25 protein-coding genes, 1 tRNA gene and 1 pseudogene are annotated in these 19634 nt (G+C 69.5%); 18 read left to right on the forward strand and 9 right to left on the reverse strand.

Annotated elements, in window-relative coordinates; genetic code table 11:
- The 13 genes and pseudogenes from HCK04_RS25680 to HCK04_RS25740 form a co-directional block, all read left to right on the forward strand.
- Positions 1 to 232: pseudogene (locus tag HCK04_RS25680) on the forward strand (XRE family transcriptional regulator); the annotation flags it as partial.
- Positions 233 to 329: 97 nt separating this feature from the next.
- Positions 330 to 746, forward strand: a complete 417-nt coding sequence (locus HCK04_RS25685; RefSeq protein WP_142649968.1) for an ATP-binding protein — start codon at positions 330 to 332, stop codon at positions 744 to 746.
- 122 nt (positions 747 to 868) lie between these two features.
- Positions 869 to 1021 carry a hypothetical protein gene (locus HCK04_RS25690; RefSeq protein WP_168066255.1) on the forward strand — a complete coding sequence of 51 codons (153 nt, stop codon included), beginning with the start codon at positions 869 to 871 and terminating at the stop codon, positions 1019 to 1021.
- 146 nt (positions 1022 to 1167) lie between these two features.
- Complete coding sequence (locus tag HCK04_RS25695; protein WP_260617402.1) at positions 1168 to 2007, forward strand: sigma factor-like helix-turn-helix DNA-binding protein; 840 nt, start codon at positions 1168 to 1170, stop codon at positions 2005 to 2007.
- A gap of 18 nt (positions 2008 to 2025) precedes the next feature.
- Complete coding sequence (locus HCK04_RS25700) at positions 2026 to 2844, forward strand: protein phosphatase 2C domain-containing protein (RefSeq protein WP_142649969.1); 819 nt, start codon at positions 2026 to 2028, stop codon at positions 2842 to 2844.
- Between the two features lie 199 nt (positions 2845 to 3043).
- The gene (locus HCK04_RS25705) at positions 3044 to 3454 is read left to right on the forward strand and encodes a plasmid replication, integration and excision activator (protein ID WP_142649970.1); all 411 of its coding nucleotides are present in this window, start codon (positions 3044 to 3046) and stop codon (positions 3452 to 3454) included.
- Entirely contained in the window at positions 3454 to 3729 is a 276-nt protein-coding gene (locus HCK04_RS25710) for a hypothetical protein (RefSeq protein WP_142649971.1), read from the forward strand. The genes HCK04_RS25705 and HCK04_RS25710 overlap by 1 nt, the downstream gene beginning before the upstream one ends.
- A gap of 153 nt (positions 3730 to 3882) precedes the next feature.
- Entirely contained in the window at positions 3883 to 4056 is a 174-nt protein-coding gene (locus HCK04_RS25715) for a hypothetical protein (protein WP_168066257.1), read from the forward strand.
- A gap of 78 nt (positions 4057 to 4134) precedes the next feature.
- Positions 4135 to 5568 carry an FtsK/SpoIIIE domain-containing protein gene (locus HCK04_RS25720; protein ID WP_312845770.1) on the forward strand — a complete coding sequence of 478 codons (1434 nt, stop codon included), beginning with the start codon at positions 4135 to 4137 and terminating at the stop codon, positions 5566 to 5568.
- On the forward strand, positions 5565 to 5756 hold the full coding sequence (locus HCK04_RS25725; RefSeq protein WP_142649973.1) for a hypothetical protein: 192 nt from the start codon (positions 5565 to 5567) through the stop codon (positions 5754 to 5756). The genes HCK04_RS25720 and HCK04_RS25725 overlap by 4 nt, the downstream gene beginning before the upstream one ends.
- 38 nt (positions 5757 to 5794) lie before the next feature.
- Positions 5795 to 7369, forward strand: a complete 1575-nt coding sequence (locus HCK04_RS25730) for a replication initiator (protein WP_205830719.1) — start codon at positions 5795 to 5797, stop codon at positions 7367 to 7369.
- Complete coding sequence (locus HCK04_RS25735) at positions 7366 to 7611, forward strand: helix-turn-helix domain-containing protein (protein ID WP_142649975.1); 246 nt, start codon at positions 7366 to 7368, stop codon at positions 7609 to 7611. The genes HCK04_RS25730 and HCK04_RS25735 overlap by 4 nt, the downstream gene beginning before the upstream one ends.
- On the forward strand, positions 7611 to 8747 hold the full coding sequence (locus tag HCK04_RS25740) for a site-specific integrase (protein ID WP_142649976.1): 1137 nt from the start codon (positions 7611 to 7613) through the stop codon (positions 8745 to 8747). Before HCK04_RS25735 ends, HCK04_RS25740 begins: the two co-directional genes overlap by 1 nt.
- A 56-nt stretch (positions 8748 to 8803) precedes the next feature.
- On the opposite strand, the gene HCK04_RS25745 is transcribed toward HCK04_RS25740, so the two are convergent.
- The 6 genes from HCK04_RS25745 to HCK04_RS25770 all read right to left on the reverse strand — a co-directional run bounded on the left by HCK04_RS25745 (position 8804) and on the right by HCK04_RS25770 (position 11962).
- Positions 8804 to 8879 (reverse strand) — tRNA-Ala (locus HCK04_RS25745).
- Between the two features lie 149 nt (positions 8880 to 9028).
- A complete protein-coding gene (locus HCK04_RS25750; RefSeq protein WP_142649977.1) occupies positions 9029 to 9739 on the reverse strand; it encodes an HAD-IA family hydrolase in 711 nt (236 codons plus the stop codon).
- Between the two features lie 39 nt (positions 9740 to 9778).
- Positions 9779 to 9898, reverse strand: coding sequence for a DLW-39 family protein (locus HCK04_RS25755; protein WP_208802288.1), 120 nt, complete (start codon positions 9896 to 9898; stop codon positions 9779 to 9781).
- A 304-nt stretch (positions 9899 to 10202) separates the two neighbouring features.
- Positions 10203 to 10598, reverse strand: a complete 396-nt coding sequence (locus tag HCK04_RS25760) for an ATP-binding protein (protein ID WP_142649978.1) — start codon at positions 10596 to 10598, stop codon at positions 10203 to 10205.
- Positions 10599 to 10736: 138 nt separating this feature from the next.
- Positions 10737 to 11642, reverse strand: coding sequence for a helix-turn-helix transcriptional regulator (locus HCK04_RS25765; protein ID WP_142649979.1), 906 nt, complete (start codon positions 11640 to 11642; stop codon positions 10737 to 10739).
- Positions 11643 to 11719: 77 nt separating this feature from the next.
- A complete protein-coding gene (locus tag HCK04_RS25770; RefSeq protein ID WP_185949036.1) occupies positions 11720 to 11962 on the reverse strand; it encodes a DUF397 domain-containing protein in 243 nt (80 codons plus the stop codon).
- 301 nt (positions 11963 to 12263) lie between these two features.
- Here HCK04_RS25770 and HCK04_RS43765 point away from each other — a divergent pair, with 301 nt between their 5' ends.
- Entirely contained in the window at positions 12264 to 12668 is a 405-nt protein-coding gene (locus HCK04_RS43765; protein WP_185949035.1) for an ATP-binding protein, read from the forward strand.
- A gap of 163 nt (positions 12669 to 12831) precedes the next feature.
- Positions 12832 to 13653, forward strand: a complete 822-nt coding sequence (locus tag HCK04_RS25780) for an SAM-dependent methyltransferase (RefSeq protein WP_142649982.1) — start codon at positions 12832 to 12834, stop codon at positions 13651 to 13653.
- Positions 13654 to 13866: 213 nt separating this feature from the next.
- Here the strand turns inward: HCK04_RS25780 and HCK04_RS25785 are convergent, their stop codons facing one another.
- The 3 genes from HCK04_RS25785 to HCK04_RS25795 are packed head-to-tail and all read right to left on the reverse strand — an operon-like array spanning position 13867 to position 16044.
- A complete protein-coding gene (locus HCK04_RS25785) occupies positions 13867 to 14739 on the reverse strand; it encodes an SRPBCC family protein (RefSeq protein ID WP_205830711.1) in 873 nt (290 codons plus the stop codon).
- Positions 14736 to 15062, reverse strand: coding sequence for a metalloregulator ArsR/SmtB family transcription factor (locus tag HCK04_RS25790; RefSeq protein WP_142649983.1), 327 nt, complete (start codon positions 15060 to 15062; stop codon positions 14736 to 14738). The genes HCK04_RS25785 and HCK04_RS25790 overlap by 4 nt, the downstream gene beginning before the upstream one ends.
- A gap of 46 nt (positions 15063 to 15108) precedes the next feature.
- Positions 15109 to 16044, reverse strand: coding sequence for an aldo/keto reductase (locus HCK04_RS25795; RefSeq protein ID WP_205830712.1), 936 nt, complete (start codon positions 16042 to 16044; stop codon positions 15109 to 15111).
- Positions 16045 to 16153: 109 nt separating this feature from the next.
- On the opposite strand from HCK04_RS25795, the gene HCK04_RS41400 reads away from it, so the two are divergent.
- The 3 genes from HCK04_RS41400 (at position 16154) to HCK04_RS25810 (ending at position 19570) form a co-directional block, all read left to right on the forward strand.
- On the forward strand, positions 16154 to 17731 hold the full coding sequence (locus HCK04_RS41400) for an NUDIX domain-containing protein (RefSeq protein WP_205830713.1): 1578 nt from the start codon (positions 16154 to 16156) through the stop codon (positions 17729 to 17731).
- 118 nt (positions 17732 to 17849) lie between these two features.
- The gene (locus HCK04_RS25805; RefSeq protein ID WP_142649984.1) at positions 17850 to 18287 is read left to right on the forward strand and encodes a CBS domain-containing protein; all 438 of its coding nucleotides are present in this window, start codon (positions 17850 to 17852) and stop codon (positions 18285 to 18287) included.
- Positions 18284 to 19570 (forward strand): ArsB/NhaD family transporter, encoded by a 1287-nt coding sequence (locus HCK04_RS25810; RefSeq protein WP_142649985.1) that lies wholly within the window; start codon positions 18284 to 18286, stop codon positions 19568 to 19570. The genes HCK04_RS25805 and HCK04_RS25810 overlap by 4 nt, the downstream gene beginning before the upstream one ends.
- Positions 19571 to 19634 lie beyond the last annotated feature (64 nt).

The raw sequence follows: 19634 nt of genomic DNA on the forward strand, positions 1-19634 counted from the left end.
GGTGGAGGCTCCGGTTTTTCCGCTGCATGGGTTCACCATCTACGACGGCACGGTGAGCGTGGTGGAGAGCCTGAGCGGCGACCTGACACTGACGGAGACGGCCGAGATCGAGACCCATGAGGAGGCGTTTGAGGCGTTCGCGGGCGCGGCCGTGTACGGGGATGAGTTGCGGGCGCTGCTGGGGGAGATCGCGGCGGACTTCCGGGAGCTGGCGAAGCAACACCACGACTGACGCATTTATGCGTCGTATTCCTTGAGATGGTTCTAGCGTTGGTCATACGCTCCTGCTCGTAGGCATATCTAGCCCCCTAGACGACGGAGCGTGTTCCATGCCCCCATGGCGCCTGTCCCGGCACTTCCTCGGCCGTCCCGCCTCGGTCACCGAAGCCCGCCGCTTCATCACCGCGACCCTCGCCGCTTGGCCGGTGGTGGAGTCGGCTGAGCTGATCGTGAGCGAGCTGGCGACCAACGCCGTCCGGCACACCGCCTCGGCCCGGTTCGGTGGCAAGTTCATCGTCAGCATCCAGGCCGAACCCGATCAGGTCTGGCTCGGCGTCACCGACGAGGGCGGCCCCGGCGCCCCCCGGCTCATCCGGCCTGCCGAGGACGAGGGTGGGCGCGGGCTGCTGCTGGTCGCCTCCATGGCCGACAACTGGGGCGTGTACGGCGGCCCGGCCGGTCGTACCGTCTGGGCGCTGCTCAAGGTCGACTCCATCGCCGCCGCCGCGAAGGCGACCTCCCGGTGATGAAGTGCGTGAGCCCGCACGTCCCCGACCGCCGGCAACCCGGCTGCACGAAGCTGCAATGGTTTAAACCGACAGATGGGGCGCGGGTGCGCGTGCTGGCCTGGACTTGTGACTGCCTGGCCATGGTGTATGAGTTGTGCCAGGCGGGCGGACAGGGGTTCATCCGGCGGACCCTGCAGAACGAGGACGCCCCCGAGATCCGCGAGACGCACCACTGGCCCCTCACCCAGGCGCATGAGGTCTGGGCGGACCTGCTGACGGGGAGGGCGCGGTGAGCCCGCGCGGGGTCCCCAACCGGCGCTCGGCGATCCGGGCCGTGGACCCAAAAACCGGCAAACCCGCCAAAACCGTACTGTCAAGGGGGATAGACGGCATTTCGTCTAGGGCTCTAGACTCGGGTGCGCACCATAGAGGAGGAACCGTGTCACCGAGCGACCTGGACAAAATCGCCGCGATCGACGATCCTTACCTGCTGCTCCGGGTTGCCACCGAACGACTCAACGCGGCTCAGCAGGAAGTCACCGAACTGGCCCGGCTGCGCCGCCGTGTCATTCAGGAACTCCACGCCCAGGGCATGTCGTATGCGCAGATCGCCGAGAAGGCCGGCCTGTCCCGCGGGCGTATTCACCAGATCCGTCACACCGGCCCCGCCCCCGAGGGTGCCTTCTTGGGTACGGGCGTGATCACGATAGCCACACCTCTCAAGCAAGAGGCCGACAACGCCCGCCCGGTGGTCGCGATGGAAGACGTCGCCGCCTCCAAGCGCCTGGAAGACCTGGCGCGTGGCTTCGGCCTTACCGTCGAGCTGGAGCACGTCCCCCTCACTGGCGAGATCGAGCTCAACCGGCCGGGGCTGATCGTGATCTGCGGCCCACGCTTGTCCCAAACCATGGGCGCGTTGTATGAGTCCGACCCCGTGTTGGAGTGGGTCAAGGACGGCGCGTGGACACTGCGCGACAGCCGTACGGGCAAGGTCTATCGGTCGGGCTCCGACTCGGTTCCGCCCCGGCCGATCGATTATGCCTACCTTGGTCGCCTCGCGCGGCCGGACGGGCGGGGCAATCTCCTGGTGTTCACGGGCATTCACCCTCAGGGCACTCTCGGCGTGGTTCACCTGATCAGTACCGAGATCAACGCACTGTGGGGGCAGGTGGGCGACAGGCGGTTCTCCTGTGTCGTCGGCGTCGAGTACGACCCTCAGAGCGGGGAACCGGTGAAAGCGGAACTGGCAAGTCCTCTGTACCGGCACGACGAGGATTGAACGACAGGAGACCACACCGTGCGCGTCGCCCTCGCCACCGAAGCCGCCGACCCCGAACGCGTGAATGAGGACTTCGTCGCTGCGACCCCTGACGCGGTGGTCCTCCTCGACGGTTCGGGCACGCCGGTGGGGTCGGAGTCGGGGTGCACCCATGGCGTGGCGTGGTACTCCCGCACGCTCGGCTCAACCCTCCTCACCTCGATGACGCAAAGCACCGGCCCCCTGGCCGAACTCCTCGCCGAGGGCATCAAGGCGACGACATCACTCCACGACTTCACCTGCGACGTCACCCACCCCGGCTCCCCCTCGGCGACCGTGGTCATGCTGCGCCGTATCGGTGACTTCCTGGACTGGCTCGTCCTGGCCGACTCCGTACTCATCCTCGACACAGGCAAGGCTGAGCCGCTGGTGATCTGCGACGACCGGGAAGCCCAGGTCGGCGCCCGCTACCGCAAGCGCATGGACTCCCTCGATTCCAGTACGCCCGAACACGTCGCCGCCCATCGCGAGTACGTCGAGACGTTGCGCAGTCATCGCAACCGCGACGGCGGCTTCTGGGTCGCCTCCGTCGATCCCCTCGCCGCCGAACAAGCCCTCACCGGCAGCATGCCGCATCGTGAGGTCCGAGCGGCGGCGCTCCTGAGCGACGGTGCATCCCGCCTCGTCGACCGGTTCGGCCTCACCACCTGGCGCGGCCTCCTCGACCTCCTCGCCCAGGCCGGACCCGACGAACTGATCCGGCAGGTCCGAGCGGCCGAGCGCTCCGACCCGCACGGGCAACGGTGGCCACGAGGCAAGACCTATGACGACGCCACCGCCTGCTACTGCCGCTTCTGAGCGTTCCGCAGTCACAATCTGATCAGCGGGCTACGCGGCGGCCATCGGTGCGCGACTCTAGGTGCCACCCTGACACTCGTCCACCCCCCTAGACAGTTGCAAGCGAGCTTGCTATCGTCATCCGCATAGCCCCCTAGACAGTTCTCGTCGCGGACCGGCCGCCGCCGTCTAGGGGGATGGACAAAGGAGGTGATGAGCGATGGCGCTGCAAGGACCCATTCCGGTCAGCTTCGAGCTGCTGTTCCCGTACGGCTGCTATGTCGTGGGGGAGGTGACCGCGGCGAGGGACTTCGACGCCAAGCGCGATGTCCAGGCCAAGGACAAGGCGACCGGTCTGCCGATCTGGCAGGTCCCGGTGATGGACGCCGACCCGTCGCTGAAGGCCGCGCAGAAGACAGTGACGGTGAAGATCCTGTCGGAGGTGCAGCCGGTCGTCCCGCCGTCGCTACCGGGTGTGCCGCTGGCTCCGGCCGAGTTCGATGGGCTGGAGATCAAGCCGTACGTGCATCAGGCGACGGGGCGGCTGGCCTACTCGATCTCGGCACGGGTGATGCGGGCTCCCCGCACCGCGGCCGGCAAGACCGCCAACGCTGCGAAGGACGCGGCGTGATGGGGCGGCGGACGGTACGGCCGTCGACGGTGATCAGCGTCAACACCGGGTGCGGGGCCTCGGCCAAGGCCCTGCCGTACCCGGCGCGGACGCCAGTGCTGGCGCTGGACTTCGGTTCGACCTCGGTGCTGGTGACCACCTCCGACAGCGATCGGGTCAGCCGGGCCGATGTCGAGTTCGCCCGCTGCCTGGCGCGTGAGGCGGCCTCGTTCGCCCGGTCGGTGGAGCGGCGGTTTCACGGCCTTCCCAATGGTGAGGGGGTGGCGGCCCGATGAGGCAGAACCCCTACACGCACCTCACCATCGCCATCACCTCCGACGAACGGCCACAGGTGCGCGTCGCGTTCTACACCCCCCCGCCTTCGCGCCGACGTCCGGAAGCTGGACTCGGGGCGGCCGTACCTGGTCCTGGAGACCCGCGAGGCGTACATGTCGATCTCCACGACCGGGGCCGGACCCGCCACCGCCAGCGACGTGGAGACCGCCCGGCGCATTTTCGACGCCGCCGCCCGGTACCTGGCCGACTGCGAGCGCATGCACGCCGAACAGTCGGCCACCTCCGACCAGCTCACTCTTCCCGCCACCGGCGAGACGGCGGCCTGACATGCAGGTGGGGCCGCGGGAAGCGGCAACTTCCGGCGGCCCCTCGGTTCTCTTCCTGACTGCGAATCAAGAGAAGAGGTGTCCAAGCTTATGCTCAAGCGCCTTCCCGGTGGCGAGGTGCGCAACCTCGTGTCCACCACCCCGGACACGGCGGTCGTGTTCAAACCGGCCGTCGTCCAGACTCCGGCGCTCCTCACGATCCTGGTCTTCCTCGGCCGCCTGGTCGCCGGGCTCGTTCGCACCCTCCTTACCCACCCCATTGCGGTCGCGGTGCTCGCGGTGCCTTGGGTGATCTTGGTCCGGTACGGCTGGCTTACGGCGGTTGCCGCCGTTACCATCCCGTGCTCGTTGCTGTTCGGCTGGGCGCTGGCCGGCCGGGCCTCGTTCGCGCGCTGGGTGGGCTGGCGACTGCTGGCCTTCTGGCGCCGAGTCTGGGTCTACCGGCGGCACTGGCAACCCGTGATGATCGTCTCCGGGCTCGGCCGTCACCTCCAGGGCCGCGACTACCTGCCCCGCCTGCTGCGGGTCGAGTGCGACGGCTGGGCCGACCGCGTCACCGTGCGCATGCTGTCCGGGCAGTCCGTCAAGGACTGGGCCGACCACACCGACCACCTCGCCCACGGCTTCGGCGCACCCTCCTGCCGGGTGACCGTCGCCAAGGCCGGGCGGCTCGTGCTCACCTTCCCCCGGCGCGACCCCCTCGCCGAACCCCTGCCCGCCATCCCGGTTCCCGATGAGGTGACGGTGGGGCCGGTGGAGGTCGGCCGGTGCGAGGACGGCACACCGTACCGGCTCAAGGTCCACGGCACACACGTCCTGATCGCCGGGGCGACCGGGGCGGGTAAGGGCTCGTGGCTGTGGTCGACCATCCGCGGCCTCCTCCCCGCCATGCGCGCCGGGCTCGTGCAGGTCTGGGCCCTCGATCCCAAGCGGATGGAACTTTCCTTCGGCCGCGCCCTGTTCGGGTCCCGGTACGCGGCCGATCCGAAGGAGTGCGCCGACCTGCTCGATGAAGCCGTGAGCGTGATGCAGGAGCGGGCCGACCGGTTCGCCGGCCTCCACCGCTCCCACACCCCCACCGTCGATGACCCGTTCGTCCTGGTGCTCGTGGACGAGGTCGCCTTCCTCACCGCCTACCAATCCGACAAGCGCCTTCGCCAGCGCATCACGGCGGCCCTGGCTACGCTCACCACCCAGGGCCGCGCGGTCGGTGTCGGGGTGATGGCCGCGCTTCAGGACCCGCGCAAGGAGGTCATGAATATCCGCAACCTGTTCCCCGACAAGATCGCCCTCCGCCTGGACGAGTCGGAACAGGTGGACATGGTCCTCGGCGACGGCGCACGCGACCGGGGCGCCCTGGCCGACCACATCTCACCCATCCCCGAACTCGGCGCGGGCGTCGGCTACGTCCGCCTCGAAACCAGCCCTGACCCGGTGCGGGTCCGGGCGGCGTACGTCTCCGACGCCGACATCCGGGCGATGGTCGCCGAGTTCGCGGGGGTGGGCCGATGATGCGGCGTCTTGCCGACCTCCTGGACGGCCTGCGCTGCTCGTGCTGCCAGGCGCTCGATGTGCTGTGGCTCGACCCGCGCGGCCTGGTCGAGTGCCACGAGTGCGGCCAGAAAGCCGCCGTCATCGTTGACGGCCTCGGCCCATCCGACCTCCTGGACCCCCTCAACGCGTGGGACGGTGACCGGTGACCAACCCGCACGACCGCTCCACCCCACGCGCCATCCGCATGGCTCAGCCGCTCGCGCGGGACGTGGTCGAGGAGATCGCCAAACAGTACGGCGTGTGCATCCGGCCGGTGCCGATGCGGCGGCAAGACATCCTCACCGGACAGGTCGAGGTCATCGACGTCCCCTGCGGGGCCACGCTGGAGAGCAAGTGCCCGCCGTGTGCGAAGCGCAACCGGCAGCTTCGGCAGGCGCAGTGCCGGGAGGGCTGGCACCTCGACCACGAACCCGTCAACCTCCCCGACACCCCGGATGAGTACCAGCGGCATCTCGTGGAGCTGCGGGCCGACGCTCAGGCGTGGCGGGATGAGGTGGGAAAGGCCGGCGGGGACACCACCAACCTGGACGCCGCGATCGTGGAGCTGGATGAGGAGATCAACGCGGCGGGGATGCGCGGCAACGTCCTCGGTCGCACCTCCGGCAAGCGCACCCGCTCGACCAAGCGGCGGCAGGACGCCCCGAACCTGCCCAAGCGGCGCATGGCCACGACCACGCTCGGGCGGACCTTCACCGGCGCCAACGGCAGAACCTACCGGCCGTCGATGTTCGTCACGCTCACCCTGCCCTCCTACGGGCGGGTGCTGGAGGGTGCACCGCTCGATCCCGACCGGTACGACTACGCGCGGGCGGCCCGGGATGCCCTGCACTTCTCCAAGCTGGTGGACCGGTTTGTGCAGAACCTCCGCCGCGTCGCCGGATACGACGTGCAGTACTTCGCCACCGTCGAACCACAAAAGCGCCTCGCCCCGCACCTGCACATGGCGATCCGCGGCACCCTCCCCAGGGCGGAGCTGCGGCAGATCGTCGCGGCCACCTACCACCAGGTGTGGTGGCCACCCACGGATGTCGTGCGGTTCGAGGGTGAGCACCTGCCGGTGTGGGAGGACGGGACCGGCTACCTCGACCCCGACACCGGGGAAGTCCTGCCCACCTGGGACCAAGCCCTCGACGCCCTTGACGCCGACGAGGACGCCCGGCCCCTGCACGTGCTCCGCTTCGGCGACCAGATGGACATTCAGAGCGTCCTCGCCGGGACCCCGGACGCCGACCAGCTGATCCGGTACCTGTCCAAGTACCTCACCAAGTCCCTCGGTGACGCGCTCGGCACCGACGACCCGCGCCGCAAGGCCCATGCCGAACGGCTGCTCGACGCCCTGCGCTTTGAGCCGTGCTCGCCCACGTGCCCGAACTGGCTGCGCTACGGCATCCAACCCAAGGGCGCCAAACCGGGGATGGCCCCCGGTCGGTGCAGGGGCAAGGCGCACAAGCCGGACCACCTCGGCTACGCCGGCCGCCGCGTCCTGGTCTCCCGCAAGTGGTCCAACAAGACCCTCACCGAGCACAAGCACGACCGACGCACCTGGGTCCTGGAAGCCCTCGGCCTGCCCGACGAACCGGCCGACCCCCACCGCTACATCTGGCGACCCGTCAAACCCGGAGACCCCGACCTGGCCCCGATCGGCGTACGGCTCCTGCGGTCGGTTCACGAACGGCAGCGCTGGCGTAACCACCTGGCCCGGCTCGAAGCCGAGGCAGACGGCAGAGATTTTTCGGCAACTGAAGGGAGGGCTGCATGACGAACGCGCTTTCTCCTAACGCGCTACTCCCCCCCGAGGCCCAAGGTCGGCTTCTCCGTGTCGAAGAGGCGGCCGAACGGCTGAACACCTCGGTTCGCTTTCCTCGTCGGCTGATCGCCGAACGCCGTATCTTCTTCGTCCGCGTCGGCCGGGGCGTTCGCATTCCCGAAGCCGCCCTCGAAGCGTTCATTGCGGCCGGGCTCGTCGAGCCGGTCAAAGCGCCGAAGGGACGGGCGGCCTGATGGCGAACAGAGACGGTCACCGGCGTTTCGGCAATATCCGCAAGCTTCCCTCCGGCCGCTTTCAGATTCGCTATCCCGGCCCCGATGGGCGGATCCACACGGGCTCCACGACCTACGCAACCAAGACGGACGCCGACCGTGCGCTCACGCTGCTCGAAGCGCAGATGATCTCTGGAGAGTGGACGGACCTCGATCGCGGCAAAGTCCTGCTCGGCGACTACGCGCGGACCTGGATCAAAGAACGTCCTGGCCTGCGGCCCAAGACGGTCGAGCTCTACACCTGGCTCCTTGAACGGCACATCGTTCCCGGCCTCGGCGAGGTGCCGGTCGGCAAACTCACGACAGCGCTTGTCCGCTCCTGGCGAGCCGCCCTTATAGACAAAGGCGTCTCGGTGTCCACGGCGGCCAAGGCGTACCGGCTCCTCCGGGCCGTTCTGATGACGGCCGTCGAAGAGGACAAGCTGATCAGCCAGAACCCCTGCCGCATCAAGGGCGCGGACAACGAGCAGACGCCGGAGCGGCCCATTCTCACCGTCGCCCAGGTCTTCGAGCTGGCCGACCGGATGGCGGACCGGCGATTCCGCGCGTTGATCCTGCTGACCACTTTCGCAAGCCTGCGTTGGGGCGAGGTCATCGCGCTGCGGCGCTCGGACATCGACATCGAGGCGCGCACGGTCCGCGTACGCGAACAGCTCATCGAGCTGGACGGGGGAGACATGGTGCTCGCTCCGCCCAAGTCGCGGGCCGGCAAGCGGACGGTCAGCATCCCCTCGGCCATCGTTCCGGCCCTCGTCGACCACCTCGACCAGTTCACCGGCACGGGAGACGACGCGTTCGTCTTTCTCGGCAAGCGCGGTGCGTTCCTCCGCGGTGGCAACTTCCGGCGTGAGGCCAAGTGGGCGGAAGCGCTCAAGGAGATGGGCGTCAAGGGGCTGCACTTCCACGACCTTCGGCACACCGGCAACACACTCGCCGCGCAGTCAGGCGCGAGCCTCGCCGACCTCAAGGCCCGGATGGGTCACGACAGCGACCGAGCCGCGCTGATCTACCAGCACGCCACCCGCGACGCAGACCGGAAGATCGCCGACGCGCTGAGCGCGCGAGTCGAGGCGGAGCGCGATGCCGGCAAGAGCTAATGGCACGTTAATGGCACGAACGCCGCTTCCCATGATCGTGGAAGCGGCGTTTTGGCTGGTGGAGCCTAGGGGATTCGAACCCCTGACTTCCTGCTTGCAAAGCAGGCGCTCTGCCAGCTGAGCTAAGGCCCCGTGACGGGTGCGAACTGCGCAAATGTGCAGATCCACAGGCCGCCGGTGCATACACGGTAGCAACAGCCCGCACTCGAGCGCCACTCGATACCGCCCGTGCCGCCCGCGTGGCCCCCGGCGCCGGGAAAACCTTCGAGGGAGACGGGCGATCAGGAGGTGGCCACGGGCGAGGCGCCGACCTCGTTGGCGAGGACGAGCCCGGGGAAGTCGGCGATGGATTCGATGATGTGGGTGGCGCCGCCGCCGATCAGGCGGTCCTTGCTGTGGACGCCGGTGAGAACGCCGGCGACGATCGAGGCGCCCGCGCGCCGGCCGCACAGCATGTCGCTCTCGGAGTCGCCCACCAGGGCGACCTGCCGTACGTCGTCGATGCCGGAACGCAGGATGGCGGTGAGCACCATGTCGGGGTAGGGACGGCCGCGTCCGGCGTCTTCGGGACACAGCGCGAGATCCAGCATGTCGACCCAGGTGAGGGTGCTCAGCACCCGTCCCAGGGTCGCCCGGCTGAATCCGGTGATCAGGGCGATCTTCAGGCCCGCGTCGCGGAGCTTCGTGATGGCCTCGACGGCCCCCGGAAGCGGCACGAGACCGGCCCGTTCGATGGCTCCCTCGTACGAACGCTCGAAGGTCAGGTTGGCGGCCTGCGCCTGGGCTTCGTTGCCGGGGAAGATGCCCCGGAAGACTTCGATCTTGGGACATCCCCGAGACCTGTGCACATGCACCATGGCACGGGCATAGGCACTGGTCCCGGGGACGATGCCCTGCGTGGCGATCGCCTCGGCGAACGCCCGTTCCACCATGTCGATGTCACCGATCGTGGTGCCGGCCAGGTCAAGACAGGCCAGCTTCACGGGGCTCATTCCCGTACCCTTGCCACGATCAAGCACCATCCCTGGTGGTCAGTTCTCGCTGCCGGTGGCCTCGGTCCACAGGTCGAGCTCGGCACGGTCGGCCTGCACCTTGCGCCAGACCAGAAGCCCGCCGACGGCGACCAGAGCGAGAACAAGCAGCTTCTTCACGGTGTGACCCCACTTCTCGACGGTCTCACCTGCCGGGTGAGACAACGCCCGGTTCTACGGTTCCCTGCAGCCTAGCAAGGCTTCGGCCTCCGGCCCGGATTGCCAGAAATTCCGGTGCACCAAAATCATGATTACGGCCCGCCCTGCATGCCTGCCGTCCGACCCTGGCGGCAGGGCGGCGAGATCAGAAGTGCCCAGCTCACAACGGTGCTAACCCTGCGCGGGGATCATGTTCGGGGAGATGAGGAGGCCCGTTTTCGGTCAGGCGGCCCCCGCTCCGCTCTCAGCGGAAGTCGGATGTCGTTCAGTCGAGCGCCGCGCAGAGGCGGATCGTGGTTCCCTCGGCTCCCGTACGCACGACGAGGTCGGCCAGGCGGTTCATGAGCCACAGTCCGCGTCCCCCGAAGTCGAACCGCGTGACCGTCTGCTCGCGTTCCAGGGCCTCGTCGGGTATGCCGGGGCCCTTGTCGGTGATCTCGGCGACCAGCGTCCCCGCCTCGCGCCACATGGCGATTCCCCGCGGCGGCGAGCCGTACCGTACGGCGTTGGTGACCGCCTCGTGCACCGCGAGCACGAAGTCCTGCAGGGCCACGCCCTCAAGACCGGCCTCCTGCGCCGACACCATGACGAGATGCCGCACCCTGGTGACCGAACTTCGGTCGAACTCCAGGCTGAGCAGGCTGCCCGCCAAGGTTCTCACCGCCCTCCTGCTTGCCCACGGTGGTAGTCACTCCACTTACCTCCCACGGGCGCCTGACACGTATTTCCAGGTGCGGCTTGCGCCATCGTTTCCTGTGGGCGTGCGGCAGCGGGGTCGCGCAGCGACGCTAGCGCATCGTCACAGCTCCGTCAGGAGCTGCTGCAACATCCGCTTGGTGTCCGTCACCGGCCTGGCCTGGATGCACAGCCGTTCCATGACGGCGAGATAGCGGTCGACGTCATCCCGCTTCTCCAGGTAGATGGCGCTGGTGAGCTGTTCGAGATAGACGACGTCGGGCAGGCCGACTCCCGCGAAGCGCAGGATGCTGAACGGCCCGCCGGCGGCGGCATGCCCGCCGGCGCTGAACGGGATGATTTGGAGCGTTACACGAGGAAGGGTGATCATTTCGAGCAGGTGCTCGATCTGGGCCCGCATCCCCCGGGACCCGCCCACCGGACGTCGCAGCACGGCCTCGTCGATCACCGCCCACACGGTGGGCGGGTCCGGCCGGACCAGCACCTCCTGGCGGTCCATCCGCAGCCGGACGCGGCGCTCGACCTCCTCGTCCGACGCGTCGGGGTGGCCGAGTCGCACGACCGCTTCGGCGTACTCGGGGGCCTGCAGCAGCCCGGGCACGAACTGCACCTCGTAGCAGCGGATCGCGCTCGCGGCCTGCTCCAGGCCGACGTACGCCTCGAACCAGGACGGCAGGACGTCGTCGTACTTGTGCCACCAGCCGTGGGCGTTGGCCTGCGCGACGAGGGAGAGCAGCGCCTCGCGCTCGCTCTCCTCGGTGACGCCGTACAGCGTGAGGAGATCGGCGACGTCGCGGCGGCGGAATCCGACCCGCCCGAGCTCCATCCGGCTGATCTTCGAGTGGGAGGCGCGGATGGCCTGGCCGGCCTCCTCCAGGCGGATGTGCCGGCTTTCGCGGAGCCGCCGCAGCTGGGTGCCGAGCAGGATGCGCAGGACAGTGGGGCTACGGCGTGATCGTGCCGCCAGGTCGAGCGGGTGAGGCACACCCTCGGTAGGGGCCGCAGTCATATGGGGTCCTTTGAGGTGCACCGACGTTTACGCCACGTTAACGATACCCGCCGCGCCGGGCCGCGCAAGTGGCGAGATCATTTCTCTGCTTCGTCCAGAAGGTCGTCGAATTCGCCCTCCTTGACGGAGCGGAGGAATGCGGCCATGGCCTGTAGAGACAGGATCAGCGCAGGTCCGCACGTGTGCCGGGAGTTGCGTACGGCCACCCGCCCGTCGGACAGCAGGGCGATCTCGACGCAGTTGCCGCTCGGATTGCTGTGCCGGCTCTTGCGCCAGTCTTGCCGTCCCAGTTGTGAAGAGGGCATTCCGTTGTAGATCATGGACACGGGGCGCCTCGTTTCGGAATCCCAGCCCAAGCAACGACATTCGTGCGTTTGCACGTGCATCTGTACTTGCACAGGAGCATCAATGGGAGCAGTATGACTTACTGAGTCATCCCGCCACATGGTCGACATCAACCTCATAAGGCTCTCAATGACTGGTTATCGGACAGACCGCGCTTCCCTCGCAGAAGCCGATAGCGGTGCCCGGGACCCCTGGCTGGGCACACTTGAGCAGGTCTTTCCGGATGGCAAGCGCTGGCCCTGGACCTGCGGCGAAGAGCCGTGTGGTGTCCCCCAAGTGGCGGTGCACGAGTTCCACCGTGAGAGCCTCGCCGCGCGCACCGCGCGGCGTTTCACCGCCGGGGTGTTGCAGACCTGGTCCATGGATGACGTCGCCGACGACGCCGCGCTCGCGGTCTGCGAACTGGTCACCAACGCGCTGCGCCACGGCCTGCGGCACCAGGCCATCCATCCCCTGCCGGTGCGCCTGTTGATGTTCCGCTCGGCCCGCGCGCTGCTGTGCATGGTCACCGACCCCAGCAACGACGCGCCGGTGCTGCGCGAGCCCGACTACGTCGCGGAGACCGGGCGCGGCCTGCAGGTCGTCGCCGGGGTCAGCCGCATGTGGGGCTGGGCACGGCTGCGTCCCGTGGGCAAGGCCGTGTGGGCCGGCTTCACGGCCGAGGCCGCCGGCTACCGCTGATCCCTCCAGCCGGGAAGCACCCTCCAGCCTGGCAACACCCTCCAGCCGGGAAACACCGCCCGGAAAGCACCTCCGGAGAAGGCCCGCTCGCAGGCGCGTACGGATCCTCATCAAGGCCCGTCTTGCACCGGTAAGATCGGTGATCAGGCCTGAACGGAGGATCATGCCGGGTTTCCCCCCGGTCGAGCCTGTGGGTTTCGACCCGTCCGTCCCGAACGAGGCCCGGGTCTACGACTACTGGCTCGGCGGGAAGGACAACTTCGCCGCGGACCGCGAGGCGGCGGAAGCCGCGCTGCTGATCGCGCCGGAGCTCCCCCTGATGTGCCGCGAGGGGCGGAAGTTCCTGCGCAGGGCCGTACGGTTCCTGGCCGCGGCCGGGATCCGCCAGTTCGTCGACATCGGCTGCGGCCTGCCGACCCAGGGCAACGTGCACGAGATCGCACAGGAGTGCGCTCCCGACGCCCGCGTGGTCTACGTGGACAACGACCCGGTCGTGGTCAGCCACGGCCAGGCGCTGGTGGAGGACGACGAACGCGTCGCGGTGATCCGCGGCGACGTACGCGACCCCGGCTCGATCCTCACCCATCCGCGGCTGCGTGAGCTCGTCGACCTCGGCGAGCCCGTGGGCGTCCTGCTCGTCTCGGTGCTGGCGGCGATCAACGACGACGACCTCACGATGTCCATCACCGCACGGCTGCGCGAGGCGATCGCGCCCGGCAGTTATATGGTCATCAGCCACGCGATCTGTGACCTCCGGCCGGAGGTGACGGACAGGCTCGCCCTGCTGTTCGCCAGCGAATGGGCGGTCAAGGACGACGGCCGCCTGCGGCTGCCCACCCAGGCCGAGATCCTGCCGCTGTTCGGCGACCTGGAAATGGTGGAGCCCGGCCTCGTCCAGGTGCCCGAATGGCGACCGGAGCCCGGCGAGCTGCGACCACCGAAAGACACGGTCTGGTCGGTCGGCGGCGTCGGCCGCAAGCGTTGACCGACCGGCCGCAAGCGGTGACCACTCGCCCGCGACCATCAGCCGGTCGGCCGCGAACGTAGCCACCTGGCCGCAACCACCAGCCCGGTCAGCCGCGAACGTAGCCACCCGACCACGAACCCGGCCACTCGGCCATGACCACAGCGGGTCGGCAGCGGACGCCGGCCGCTCGGCCGCGAGATGCTCGACCGGTGACGGCCGCGCCTGCCGGGCTCAGGCGAGCAGGCCCCGCGCCAGCGCCTCTATCCGGTCCCGCCACGCCCGCAGCGGCCCGTCGGGGTCGGGCAGGCCGGTCTCGGTGACGACCAGCCGGGCGCCGTGCCCGGTGCCCTGCGACAGCTCCCAGCGCACGCGCCTGCCCGGCTCGCCGGACTCCACGTACGCGGGAAGCCCGGCAGCGGGTTCCCGTACGGCGGTGACGATCCCCTCGCCGATGCCGCCGGGCACCGGCGCGCCCGGTGTCGCGGCGGGCGCGCCGGCGGCCGTCCAGACCTCCTCGACCGGCCGGGTGAGCTGGCGCTCGAAGCGCACCCGCCAGCCGCCGCCCGCCTGGTCGCCAAGGCTCTCGTCCAGCCGCTCGGCCGTGCCCTCCGCCAGCCCGAGCGCCTCCACGTACGCCTCATGGAGGTGGGCGAAGTTCCCCGCGGGCCACTGCGCGGGCCGTCCGCCGACGATCGCGTCCATGGCGTCGAGGCAGACCTGCCAGCCGGACGCGTAGCTCGCGGCGGCGGGCCGGTCCTGGAAGACCTGGGTGAACACGAGCAGGCAGCCGCCCTCGTCGGGCAGCAGCTCGAAACGCAGGATGTTGTCGCCCTCGCGCGGCATCTCCCGCGGCGCGTGCTGCAGGAAGGCGAACAGGCGGGGCGGGTCGAGCTCGGTGATCTCGGCGTCCATCGTCATGCCGCCGCCGTCGAAGGCGATCTTCCCGCCGACTCGCAGGTCCATCTCGACGACCTTGAACGGGAACCACTGGCCGAGCCGGTCGGGCTCGGTGAGCGCCCGCCAGACCTTCTCCCGGGGGTGGGCCAGCCTGCGCTCCATGCGCAACGCCGCCTGTCCTTCGTACATGCCGAGTGTCGCGTTCACGGTGTCTCCTCTGACTGATCGGGCATCGCGTCCAGGTGTCGTTCCAGCGCGTCGAAGCTGTCCGACCACAGCCGCCGATAGGGCGCGAGCCAGGCGTCGATCTCGGCGAGCGGCTCGGGACACAGTTCGTACCACCGGCGCTGGGCGTCCCTGCGCACACGGACCAGCCCGGCCTCCCTGAGCACCTTGAGGTGCTTGGAAGTGCCGGGCTGGGTGAGGCCGAGCCGCTCGGTGAGCTCCCCGACCAGGCGAGGACGTTCGAGCAGCAGGTCGAGGATGCGCCGCCTGGCGGGCTCGGCGAGTACGTCGAAGGTCGCTGACATGCCCTAGAACATACCCGCTCAGCTATATAGCCACAACGGCATATTATCAGCTCGCGATCTCGTTGAGCTCCTTCAGCGCCGCGTCGTCCGGCCGCCACGCCGCCGCCGCGACGTTGGCCTTGATCTGCTCGGGCCGGGTCGCCCCCGCGATCACCGAGGAGACGGCCGGCTGCGCGAGCAGGCCGCCGATCGCGACGTCCAGCAGGGTCACGCCCTGCCGCTCGGCGAACTTCTGCAGCCGCTCCACCACCTCGAACCGCGCGTCGGTCAGATACTCCGGCCGGCCCTGGAGGCGGGTGCCCGCCGGGGGCTCCTCCCCGCGCCGGTACTTGCCGGTGAGCAGGCCGTTCGCCAACGGGAAGTACGGCAGCAGGCCGATGCCGTGGTGCAGCAGCGCGGGGACGAGCTCCCGCTCCACTCCGCGGTCGAGCAGGCTGTATTCGTTCTGCGCGCTCACGAAACGCTCGAAGCCGCGGGTGCGGGCGATCCAGTCGGCGTCGGTGACCTGCCAGGACGCGAAGTTGGACGAGCCCACATAGCGGACCTTGCCCTCCCGCACCAGGTCGGTCAACACCGACAGGGTCTCCTCGATCGGCGTGGAACCGTCCGGGAAGTGCAGCTGGTAAAGGTCGATCCAGTCGGTCTTGAGGCGGCGCAGGGACCGCTCGACCGCCAGGCGGACGTAGCGCCGCGAGGCCCGCGCACCCCAGTCGGGCCCGTTGGCGCCGTTCAGGTCGCCGCCGAACTTGGTCGCGATGACGACCTGGTCACGCCGCCCCTTCAGCACCTCACCGAGGTACGCCTCCGACTCGCCGTAGATGTCGGCCGTGTCGATCAGCGTGACGCCGGCGTCGAGCGCCGCGTCGACCACGGCGCGCGTGGCGTCGATGTCGATCCTGCGGCCGAAGTTGTTGGCGCCGAGGCCGAGAGCCGAGACGACGAGTCCCGAGTCCCCCAGCCGCCGGTAGGTCATTTCGGTCATGCCCGTGGATCCCTTCTCATGGAGCATCTCCCTGCGGGAGATCTCTCCTCACCGTATTTCGGTCCCTTCCAGGGGCCGCCACCGGACCATCCGCGAGAAGATGCGGAGCATGACCTCCGTACGGCACAGCGTCCGGGCCATCCTGTTCGACGGCGACGACATCGTCCTGTTCCGGCGTGTGCGGGCGGGGCGGGAGCCGTACTGGATCACGCCGGGCGGCGGGGTGGAGGACACCGACGCCGATCCCGAGGCGGCGCTGCGCCGCGAGCTCGACGAGGAGCTCGGCGCGACGGCGGGGCCGGCGCTGCACGTGTTCACCCTTGTCGAGCCCGGCCGCCTGAGCACGGTCTTCGCCTGCCGGCTGGTGTCGCTCGACCTGTCGCGCCGCAGCGGCCCGGAGTTCCTCGAACCGGACATCGGCCTGCACGAGGTGCGGCGGGTGCGCCCGGAGGAGGCGCGCACGCTGAACATGGTCCCGCCCGAGCTGGGGGAGTACATCTCCGCGAACGCCGCGACCCTGCCCAAGCTGCTCGACGCCGCGACGTACGCCCCGGGCCGCTATCGGCCGGTCGTGGACGTGCACCTGCTGCTCACCGATGGAGAGAAGGTGCTGCTCGGCCGCCGCCAGGGCACCGGCTATGCGGACGGCGAGTGGCAGATCATGCCGTCCGGGCATCTGGAGGAGGGGGAGTCGGTGGTGGACGCCGCCGTCCGCGAGGCCCGCGAGGAGCTCGGCATCGAGGTGGACGGCTGCGAGGTCGTCCACGTCATGCATCACCACAATGCGGGTGGGACGGCACGGATCGGGATGTTCCTCATGCCGCACTCCATCACCGGCACACCGGTCAACGCCGAGCCGCACAAGTGCGCCGAGCTGGCCTGGTTTCCGTTCGACCGGCTGCCCGAGCGGACCGTGCCGTACTCACGGGCGGGCGTCGAGGCCGTGCGGCGGGCACTCGCCGCGCGCCCGCCGGGCCTCCCCACGGCGAACAACGCCGCACACGACGCCACCATCGACGCCGCGCCCCCGCCGGGCCTTCCCGCAGCGAACAACGCGGCACACGACGCGGCCCTCGACGCCACGCGCCCGCCGGGCCTTCCCGTGGCGGACAACACGGCGGACAACACGGCGGACAACACGGCCATCGACGCCGTTGCAGACGCCGCCCCTGTCGTCTCCGGATCGCCGCTCTTCTCCCTGCACGGCTGGGACGTCCCCCGCCCCGCCGATCTGGCGGCCGAGGCCGTACGCGCCGGGTTCGAGGAGATCACGGTGTGCCTGGTCGCCCGGCTCGACGGCGCGGTGCTCGTCCACTCCGACGACGAGACCGACCGCCTGCCCGCCACGGTCGTACGGCCGGGCGAGAGCGTGGAGGCGGCGCTGGCGCGGCTCGCCCCGGTGGGAGAGGTGACGTTCGCAGGATCGGACGACTACGTCTCGCACCAGGGACGCACCGGACGCCGTCTCGCCTTCTCGGCCCTGCTGACCGAGGCGCCGGAGGCGCCCAAGGGGATGGTGCCGGAGACGCCCAAGGGGATGGTGCCGGAGGCGCCCAAGGGGATGGTGCCGGAGGCGCTCAGGGGCATGGTGCCGCTCCCGGCCGGGTCGCTCGGACGCCTGCCGTACGCCGAGGGGGTATTCGTCCGCGCCTCTTCAGGGGTTTTGTACGGCCTGTCCAGTCGATAGCCTGATGCGGGGTGTGCCGGGAAGTCTGGTCGGCGAATGGGTCCCCCCTACCCGGGGACCGTATCGACGACCGGAAGGTGGACATGAGCACAGCCACACGTGGCAGGCAGGTGAGAGCATGCGTGCCCGGGATCTCGTAGTGCAGTTCCCCACCGTGGATCTCGACTCCCCCGTGGCCGACGCCGCCCGCCTCATGGCCGAGCGCGAGCTGCCCGGGCTGATCGTGCTGGACGAGCGCGGCGTGCCGGTGTCGATCCTGCCGGGCACGCAGGTGCTGCGCCTGGCCGTGCCCCGCTATTGCCAGGACGACCCCGCGCTGGCCCGGGTGATCGACGAGGCGCACGCCGACGCGTTCGTCCGCGCGCTGGGCGATCGCACGGTCCGCGAGGCGCTGCCGGAACGGCCGCGCGAGCTTCCGGTGACCGATCCGGACGCCACGCTCCTGGAGATCGGCGCGCTGATGGCGCGCACCCGCAGCCCGCTGGTCGCCGTGCTCGACGGCGACCGCCTGCTGGGCGCGGTCACGCTCTCCGCGCTGCTGAAGCGGCTCACATGACGGTGACCGCATGGCTGGCGGCGATCGTCTTCGTCGCCACGTACGTCCTCATCGCCAGCGAGAAGATCCACCGGGTCAAGGCCGCCCTGGGCGGCGCCGCGATCATGCTGCTGGTCCACGCGACCGCGGCCGACTCCGCGTTCTTCTCGCAGGAGTCCGGCGTGGACTGGAACGTCGTCTTCCTGCTGCTCGGCATGATGATCATCGTCGGGGTGCTGCGGCAGACCGGCGTTTTCGAATATCTCGCCATCTGGGCGGCCAAACGGGCCAGGGGACGGCCGTTCCGGCTCATGGTGCTGCTGTTGGTGATCACGGCCGGGGCGTCGGCGCTGCTGGACAACGTCACGACCGTGCTGCTGATCGCGCCGGTCACGTTCCTCGTCTGCGAACGGCTCGCGCTGCCGGTCGCGCCGTTCCTGATCGCCGAGGCGATGGCGTCCAACATCGGCGGCACCGCGACCCTCGTCGGCGACCCGCCGAACATCATCATCGCCTCGCGCGCCGGGCTGACCTTCAACGACTTCCTCGTCCACCTCACCCCGCTGGTGATCGTGCTGACGGCGGTCTTCATCGGAATGTGCCGGCTGCTGTTCCGCAAGGCGTTCCGGTACGACCCCGAGCGGGCGGCCGAGATCATGCAGCTGGACGAGCGGGCGGCCATCCAGGACAAGGTCATGCTCGTGCAGAGCCTGTCCGTGCTCGGCGTGGTCATCGCGGCGTTCGTGCTGCACCCGGTGTTGCACTACGAGCCGTCGGTCGTGGCGCTGCTCGGGGCGGGGCTGCTCGTGCTGGTCACCAAGATCACCACCGAGGACGCGCTCCGCGAGGTGGAGTGGCCCACGCTGGTGTTCTTCGCCGGGCTGTTCGTGATGGTCGGCGCGCTCGTCGAGACGGGGGTGATCGCCCAGGTGTCGCAGGCGGCGGCGGAGGCGACGGCCGGGCGGCCCGGCGTGACCACCATGGTCCTGCTCTGGGCCTCGGCCGGACTGTCCGCGATCGTGGACAACATCCCGTACGTCGCGACGATGAGCCCGATCGTGGCCGACCTCGCGCAGCAGGTGCCCGGCGACCACAACGTGCTGTGGTGGGCGCTCGCGCTCGGCGCCGACCTCGGCGGCAACGCCACCGCTGTGGGGGCCTCCGCCAACGTCGTCATCCTCGGCATCGCCGAGCGCAACGGCGCGCGGATCAGTTTCTGGCAGTTCACCAAATATGGCCTGGTGGTCACCGTCGTCACGGTGGCCCTCTGCGTGCCGTACCTCTGGCTCCGCTACCTCCTCTAGCCCGCTGGGCCCCTTCTCTCCAGGGGTCCGGCTTGACGCGGAAATACCATAGGGGGGTATGGTG

Source organism: Microbispora sp. CL1-1 (genome assembly GCF_012034195.1).
GTDB lineage: Bacteria > Actinomycetota > Actinomycetes > Streptosporangiales > Streptosporangiaceae > Microbispora.